Source organism: Streptomyces bobili (assembly GCF_002154575.1).
In the GTDB taxonomy this organism is placed as follows: Bacteria; Actinomycetota; Actinomycetes; order Streptomycetales; family Streptomycetaceae; genus Streptomyces; species Streptomyces bobili.
This window is the reverse complement of record NZ_MUBA01000293.1, coordinates 1-4,726: the sequence shown is the minus strand read 5'-3', so window position 1 is coordinate 4,726 and position 4,726 is coordinate 1. Positions and strand designations below refer to the sequence as shown.

Annotated in this window: 3 protein-coding genes; all 3 read right to left on the bottom strand. The window is 73.2% G+C overall.

Translation table 11 applies throughout. The features are described from left to right. Positions 1 to 11: 11 nt before the first annotated feature. The gene (locus BZL64_RS23305) at positions 12 to 2,120 is read right to left on the bottom strand and encodes an ATP-binding SpoIIE family protein phosphatase (protein ID WP_086771146.1); all 2,109 of its coding nucleotides are present in this window, start codon (positions 2,118 to 2,120) and stop codon (positions 12 to 14) included. 296 nt (positions 2,121 to 2,416) lie between these two features. Then, positions 2,417 to 3,109 (bottom strand): cytidylyl-2-hydroxypropylphosphonate hydrolase, encoded by a 693-nt coding sequence (gene fomD / locus BZL64_RS23300; RefSeq protein WP_086771145.1) that lies wholly within the window; start codon positions 3,107 to 3,109, stop codon positions 2,417 to 2,419. A gap of 72 nt (positions 3,110 to 3,181) precedes the next feature. Further along, on the bottom strand, positions 3,182 to 4,567 hold the full coding sequence (locus BZL64_RS23295; RefSeq protein WP_086771144.1) for a class II fumarate hydratase: 1,386 nt from the start codon (positions 4,565 to 4,567) through the stop codon (positions 3,182 to 3,184). Between the last annotated feature and the right edge of the window lie 159 nt (positions 4,568 to 4,726).

Here is a 4,726-nt window from a genome sequence, read left to right as displayed (position 1 = left end):
GACGACGCGTCCTACGAGCCCCGGTTCAGCTCGAACCAGACCACCTTGCCGGTGCTCAGCCGGGTCGCCCCCCACCGCCGGGCCAGCCGGTTCACCAGGTACAGGCCGCGCCCGCCCTCGTCCGTAGCGCGCGCCTGCCGCAGCCGCGGCAGCTGCGGCACGTCGTCGCCGACCTCGCAGCGCAACACGTCGGTGCGCAGCAACCGCAGCGACACCGGCCGGGTGGCGTACCGGACCGCGTTGGTGACCACCTCGCTCACCAGCAGCTCCACGGAGTCCGTCATGTCCTCCATGCCCCAGCGCTCCAGCGCCCGCCGGGCCAGCCGCCGGGCCCGCCCGGGTGCCGCGTCCTCCGGCTCCAGGAACCAGTACGCGACGTCACTGGGCGCGATCCCGTCGAAACGGGCGGCGAGCAGCGCGATGTCGTCGTCCCGGTCGCCCGGACCCAGCATGTCGAGCACCTCGTCGCACAGCGCCTCCAGCGGCGGCGGATGATCCGGCCCGGTCAGCTGCGCGGTCGCGGCGAGCTTCTCGCGCAACTGCTCTATGCCGGTCGCCACGTCCCGCAGCCGGGACTCCACCAGACCGTCCGTGTACAGCAGCAGGGTGGCACCCGCGGGCGCGTCCAGCTCCACGGCCTCGAAGTCGACGCCGCCGACCCCGATCGGCGCGCCCGGCGGCACCCGCAGCACCTCGGCCCGCCCGCCCAGGTGCAGCAGGATGGGCGGCGGATGGCCCGCGTTGGCGATGGTGATGCGGTGCGACACCGGGTCGTAGACGGCGTAGAGGCAGGTCGCCATGCGGTCGGTGCCCAGGCGCTGGGCCTGCTCGTCGAGATGGTGCAGGACCTCCTGCGGGGGCAGGTCGAGCCCGGCCAGTGTCTGGGCCGTCGTGCGGAGCTGGCCCATGATGGCCGCGCTGGTCATGGAGTGGCCCATGACGTCGCCGACCACCAGCGCGACGCGGCTGCCCGGCAGCGGGATCGCGTCGTACCAGTCGCCGCCGACCCGCGCGGTCTCCGCGGCGGGCAGATAGCGGGAGGCCAGCCGCACGCCCGTGGGGCGCGGCAGGGTCTCCGGCAGCATCGTGCGCTGGAGCTCGTCGGCGATGTACGCCTCACGGTCGTACAGCACCGCCTTGTCGATGCCCAGGGCGCTGTGCGTGGCGAGCTGCGCGGCCACCAGCAGGTCGTCCGCCTCGAACGGGATGCGTTCGGGACGGCGGATGAACACCGCCGCGCCGATCACCCGGCGCCGGCCGCGCAGCGGCGCGAGGATCGCCCGCTGGCCGCCCGGAATGTCCAGCCGGCTCTCCGCGCCGAGGAGTTCGGGCAGCGCGGCGGTCGCGGCCGGGGTGTCCGCGAACACCGGACGCACCCCGCGCAGGACCTCCGCGAGCGCCCCGCCCGGCCGTACCTCGCACAGTTCCGCGATCGCCGCCGACAGCTCCAGCAGCTCCGGCGTCTCCGGGGGCGGCATGCCGAGCTGGGCGAAGCCGGGCTCCGGCTCACGCTCCTCGGGGATCCGGTCGGTGCGCCGCAGCCGCAGGACGACCCGGTCGGCGGCCGGCCGCTCGTCGCCGACGGGCAGCGGGTCGCGCAGATAGACCAGGATCGCGTCGGAGAAGGTCGGCACGGTGGCCCGGCACAGCCCCATCACGATCTCGTCCAGGTCCAGGCCGCGGGCGATCCGCCGGGTCGCCGCACCCACGAAGCGCAGCCGGTCGCCGTCCCGCCGCATCGGCGTGGGCTGCCGGCCGGCCGCGGGCGCCTGCCCGGTACGCCGGTCACGGGTGTCCTGGGGCCGCTCCGCGCGCGTCTCCGCGCCCGGCTGCGGCGGTATGGCCTCGGGCGCGGGACGCGGCCGGTGGGCGTCCGGCTCTGCGGCCGCCGCGGGCTGTGAGTGCTCGGCGTCGGAAACGGCCGGATCCTTCCCCTGGGGGCGGGGCGCCGGGCCGCCCGGCGTGGCGGTGCCCGGCGTGCCGTCGGTACGGGCCTGGGCGGCGGCGGGCGGTAATGCGGTGGCGCCCGGCGCGGGCCCCTGGGTACGCAGGAGCGCCCCGCGGGCGTCCGTGGGGTCCACGCCCTGGGGGCGTTCGTAGGAGGTGGGCTGCTCCGTCACGCGTGTCGAATCCGTCCGTCCGGGGCTGCGCGCCGCGCGTGCAGTCGGTCCCGCAGAGAATCCGATACCCGGAATACATGTCCCTGGAACGGAATTCCCGCGTGGTCAGAGGCTGTTCCTGTGCAACCGGTGGACCTGCCGCGTCCCTTGCCGGTACTGCCCTCGTACCCCTCGCTCACGTCCTGCCGCCCCTCGGTGACGTTAGGTCAGACCCGGCGCCCGCTCCGGGAGTTGCGGTTGAAGCGCCCTTGCGGAGGTTGATCCTACGTTTGCCGCCCGGGGGCGCAGCAAGGGTCTCATGTGGACAGATGCGCGGGCGTACGGTCCCAGTCCTCCGGCAGCAACGGTACGGCCCAGGACGGATCCGGGCGCCAGTTCTCCCAACCGTCGGCGAACGGGGCTCCCCAGGCACGGACCACCTCCACCGCCGACCGGCCGGCCTCCCGGACCCGCTCGGCCACCGACACGTCCATCAGTCCGTCCTGCTGAGCCTGCGCGAACTCGTCCTCGTCGCGCCAGCCCCAGGAGCGGTCGGGATATACACACAGGTCGAGGAAGTGGTCCTCGGAGTCGACGCCGCCGTCCCAACGGCAGAGCGGCTCCTCGAAGTTGACGTACCAGTTCTTGAACTGCCAGCCCGGCTCCCAGAACAGCCACACCGACCACGGTTCGCCGGGCCGGGCCAGCTTCAGCACACCGGTGCCGAACCAGCGCCCCGGCACCACCGTCCGCGGCTTGGTGTAGCGCGTGCGCAGGGGTTCCTGGTGCGGGGGAGTGCCGTCGGCGAGCACGGGCCTGACGCACTGGGTGCCGGGGGCCAGCCACACGGCCAGCAGCTCCTCGTCGTCGCGGACGACGGTGACGGGGCGGGCGATGTGGATGCCCGCCCCGCCGTTCTCCCGGTACCGCCACAGGATCTGGTCCCCGGGCCGCCAGAGGCCCGCAGCCCCGCCCGTTCCCACGCGCCTCACCGCTCCACCGTCTGCCATGCAGAGATATTAGGTGCCATGGGCATACGACGCTGCGGCGCGCGTCACGGTTCTCACGCCGGGCGCGAAAGGTTACGGGTGCGTCATCCGCAGGACATCGAGCGCCTCGTCGAGCTGCCGCAGCGTGAGGTCACCGCGCTCCACGTAACCGCCGTCGAGGACCGTCTCGCGGATCGTCCTGCGCTCCGCCAGCGCCTTCTTGGCGACCTTCGCGGCCTCCTCGTACCCGATGTACTTGTTCAGCGGGGTGACGACGGACGGCGACGACTCGGCGTACTCGCGGGCCCGTTCGCGGTCGGCGACGATCCCGTCCACGGTCCGGTCGGCGAGCAGCCGCGACACGTTGGCGAGCAGCCGGATCGACTCCAGCACGTTCTTGGCGATGACCGGCAGCATCACGTTCAGCTCGAAGTTGCCGGCCGCGCCCGCCGTGGCCACGGTCGCGTCGTTGCCGACGACCTGCGCGGCGACCATCAGCACCGCCTCCGGGATCACCGGGTTGACCTTGCCCGGCATGATCGAGGACCCCGGCTGGAGATCGGGCAGCGAGATCTCCGCGAGCCCGGTCCTGGGGCCGGACGCCATCCACCGCAGATCGTTGGCGATCTTCGTCAGCCCCACGGCGATCGTCCGGAGCTGCCCGCTGGTCTCCACGATGCCGTCGCGCGCGCCCTGCGCCTCGAAGTGGTCGCGCGCCTCCGTCAGCGGGAGCCCGGTGACCCGGGCGACCTCCTCGATGACGGCCGCGGAGAAGCCCGGCGGCGTGTTGATGCCCGTGCCCACGGCCGTGCCGCCGAGCGGCAGTTCGGCCAGCCGGGGGAGGGACGCCGTCAGCCGCTCGACGCCGTACCGCACCTGCGCGGCGTACCCCCCGAACTCCTGACCCAGGGTCACGGGCGTGGCGTCCATGAGGTGGGTGCGGCCCGACTTCACCACATCGGAGAACTCCGCCGCCTTGCGCTCCAGGGAGGCGGCCAGGTGCTCCAGGGCGGGGATCAGGTCGTGGGTGACGGCGGCGGTGGCGGCGATGTGGATCGACGACGGGAAGACGTCGTTGGACGACTGGGAGGCGTTCACATGGTCGTTGGGGTGGACGTCCCGGCCGAGCCGCTCGGTCGCCAGCGTGGCCACGACCTCGTTGGTGTTCATGTTGGAGGAGGTCCCGGAGCCCGTCTGGAACACGTCCACCGGGAACTGCTCGTCCCACTTCCCCCCGGCCACCTCGGCGGCCGCTTCCTGGATCGCCCCCGCGATCTCCTTGTCGAGCACGCCCAGCTCGGCGTTCACCTTCGCGGCGGCACCCTTGATCCGGGCGAGAGCCTCGATGTGCGCGCGCTCGATGCGCTGCCCGGAGACGGGGAAGTTCTCCACGGCCCGCTGCGTCTGGGCCCGCCACTTGGCATCCGCCGGTACGCGGACCTCGCCCATGGAGTCATGCTCGATGCGGTATTCGGTCATACGGGGTACAGCGTGCGGGGCGCTGCACTTGTTCCGCCGCTGAGCTGTCCGGACCCCGGGGTATCTCAGCCCGTCCGGCGTCTGAGGACGAGGCCCGTTCAGGACCGACAGCGGGGGGCTGGGGGCGCAGCCCCCAGGTTCGGGACGGGAAGGGGCGGC

Coding starts and splice junctions, on each gene's coding strand:
- BZL64_RS23295 (WP_086771144.1), bottom strand. CDS start 4,567: ATGACCGAATACCGCATCGAGCATGACTCCATGGGCGAGGTCCGCGTA.
- fomD (WP_086771145.1), bottom strand. CDS start 3,109: ATGGCAGACGGTGGAGCGGTGAGGCGCGTGGGAACGGGCGGGGCTGCG.